Raw genomic sequence first — 2,202 nt, 5'->3', positions numbered from 1 at the left:
ATCATGCGCTCCGTCTATCAAACGGAGCAGCCCCTTCCAACTAAGCACGTGGTCCCACAATCGGGGTCCATTTCACCGGGTCGCGGAGGGCTTCTTGTAGCGTCTTCGACAGCTTCCGCACGATCTCGTCGGGCGTGCCCTTGGGCGCGTAGAGGCCGTGCCAGGCGCCGACTTCAAAGCCCTTCAGGCCGGCTTCGTCGGCGGTGGGCAGGTCGGGCATGGAGGCGAGGCGGGATTTGGTGGTGATGGCGTAGCTCTTCACGAGCTTGGAGGCGATCGGGCCTGTGGTGTTGGTGGTCTGGTCGCAGGTGAGGTCGATCTGTTTTGCGATCAGGTCGTTCATCACGGGGGCGTTGCCCTTGTAGGGCACGGTGAGCACCTGCTTGTCGATCGCGGTCATGAACAGCATGCCGCAGAGATGCGAGGCGGCGCCCAGGCCCGCGTTGCCGAAGGTCATCTTGTCGCCGTTGGCCTTGATGTAGCTGATCAGCTCGGCGAGATTGTTCGGCGGCAGGTCGGGCCGGGCGATGATGGTCATCGGCGCGTTGGTGACGAGGCCGATCGGCGCGAACGCCGTCTTGGTGTCGTAGGGCAGCTTGCGGTATAGGGTTGCCGCCGTCGAGATGCCGATGTGGTGAACCAGCAGCGTATAGCCATCGGGCTCGGCCCGGGCGGCGCGCGCGGTGGCGATGGTGCCGCCGGCGCCGGTGGCGTTCTCGACGACGATGGTCTGGCCCAAGAGTTTCGACATCGATTGCGCCGTCATCCGCGCCACCGTGTCGGTCGGCCCGCCGGCCGCAAACGGCACCAGCAGGGTGATGGGCCGGGCCGGATAGGTCTGCGCGGAGGCCACTGAGCTCACCATCGCGAGCACAGCGGCAATCATGGCCAGTCGTTTCAAGTCGTGCCTCCCTTTGAGCTTGTTCTTCTTTGGTCGCGCATCTCTACACGTTTTGCGCTGCCGCACAAAAGCGAAAGATGTCGCGCGGTACGGCGGGCTGGGCGGAGGAGACAAGTGGTCCGCAGAACCTATTGACTTAGATCAACGAAAGGTCCGCCAAGTCGTCGCACTCGGATGCTGCGCAAGAGCGATCCGAAAAGCCACGTCGGGGTGCTACGCCCGTCCGTGTCGAAGAGACCGATTTGGCGACAATTCCAGGTACGATCGGACGGGCTCCGGTAACCTAGAGCATGATCCGGAAAAGTGGAGACCGGTTTTCCCTCGCGACAAACGCGAAGCGTTTGCGCGGAGATCATGCTCAAACAAAGAGCTAGAGCGGGATGACGATTCGAAGAAAAGTCATCCCGCTCTGTTGACCATTGAATCGGAGAGTTTCCATGAGAACCTTCAATCGATTGGTGCTGTCAGTCCTTCTCGTCACGCTATCGGCCGCGACCCAGGCTGCGGATTTGAACGGAGCTTGGACGATCGACGCCTCGGCCTGTGGTGACGTGTTTAGCAAAGAGAATAACAAGCTTGCTTTCAAGCCAGATGCTGATCTCCACGCAGGCGGCATAATCGTGCAGGGAAGGCAGATCACCGGCACATTTGAAAAATGCACTGTCAAGTCGTTGCACGATGACGGATCGAATGTGCGAATGATTGCGTCGTGCTCGGACGGCGTCGCGGTTTCGGACGTAGAGTTCGATGTGAAAATCTCCGGAGAAAATAAGATCACCCTCAGCTCCAAGCAGCCGGTGCCGGTGGAAATGCCGTATGTTCGCTGCTCGATGTGAGGTCCGATCGGCTCTGCGCGCTATGCGAGTTCGGCAGGGGGAGCGGCTCTGGGCGTTAGCCTGATGTCCGTTCGGGGTCACGAGCGGGAAATGATCTGGCCGATCGCGATGTTTCCGGTCGGCCGTCAGAAGCTGAACCGCATCATCTTCTCATCGCGCTTCAGGCCTGCCCATCGCGTTGACCTTCAACTGCGGCTGCAGCGGCGACGTTCCAAACACGTCAGCAACGAGCTATGCAAAAAGTGCCCGTCGGGCAAATCAGTCGAAAGTCTGTCCATCCCTGTTGCGAAAAATATTCCGCTTTCGCCGTCGGGCAAATCAGTGATTTAACTCCGCGCGTCTCACCCAGATGAGGGGCGGATCGCGATCGTCACGAACGTTGCGGTGAGATGCGGTGGACGCAGGTGTTGCGACTGACGAGCGTGACATCAGCGGACGGCGAAGTCGTGTGGTCCTGGCGCCCCG

The 2,202-nt window shown here is 60.4% G+C and carries 2 protein-coding genes and 1 pseudogene; 2 read left to right on the top strand and 1 reads right to left on the bottom strand.

Translation table 11 applies throughout. The features are described from left to right. Nucleotides 1–79: 79 nt before the first annotated feature. Nucleotides 80–886 (bottom strand): annotated as a pseudogene (locus AAFX91_RS40985) (tripartite tricarboxylate transporter substrate-binding protein); the annotation flags it as partial. Nucleotides 887–1,338: 452 nt separating this feature from the next. Here AAFX91_RS40985 and AAFX91_RS40980 point away from each other — a divergent pair. Beyond that, a complete protein-coding gene (locus tag AAFX91_RS40980) occupies nucleotides 1,339–1,737 on the top strand; it encodes a hypothetical protein (protein WP_394570271.1) in 399 nt (132 codons plus the stop codon). Nucleotides 1,738–1,827: 90 nt separating this feature from the next. Further along, on the top strand, nucleotides 1,828–2,067 hold the full coding sequence (locus tag AAFX91_RS40975; protein ID WP_394570270.1) for a hypothetical protein: 240 nt from the start codon (nucleotides 1,828–1,830) through the stop codon (nucleotides 2,065–2,067). Nucleotides 2,068–2,202 lie beyond the last annotated feature (135 nt).

The sequence above is a fragment of the Bradyrhizobium sp. 31Argb genome (genome assembly GCF_043638955.1).
Lineage (GTDB): Bacteria > Pseudomonadota > Alphaproteobacteria > Rhizobiales > Xanthobacteraceae > Bradyrhizobium.
Note: the sequence above shows the minus strand (reverse complement) of the source record. Positions and strands in the feature narration are given on the sequence as shown.

What these genes read in the sequence shown, in the direction of transcription:
- AAFX91_RS40980 (WP_394570271.1), top strand. Translation starts at nt 1,339, where the DNA reads ATGAGAACCTTCAATCGATTGGTGCTGTCAGTCCTTCTCGTCACGCTA.
- AAFX91_RS40975 (WP_394570270.1), top strand. Translation starts at nt 1,828, where the DNA reads ATGATCTGGCCGATCGCGATGTTTCCGGTCGGCCGTCAGAAGCTGAAC.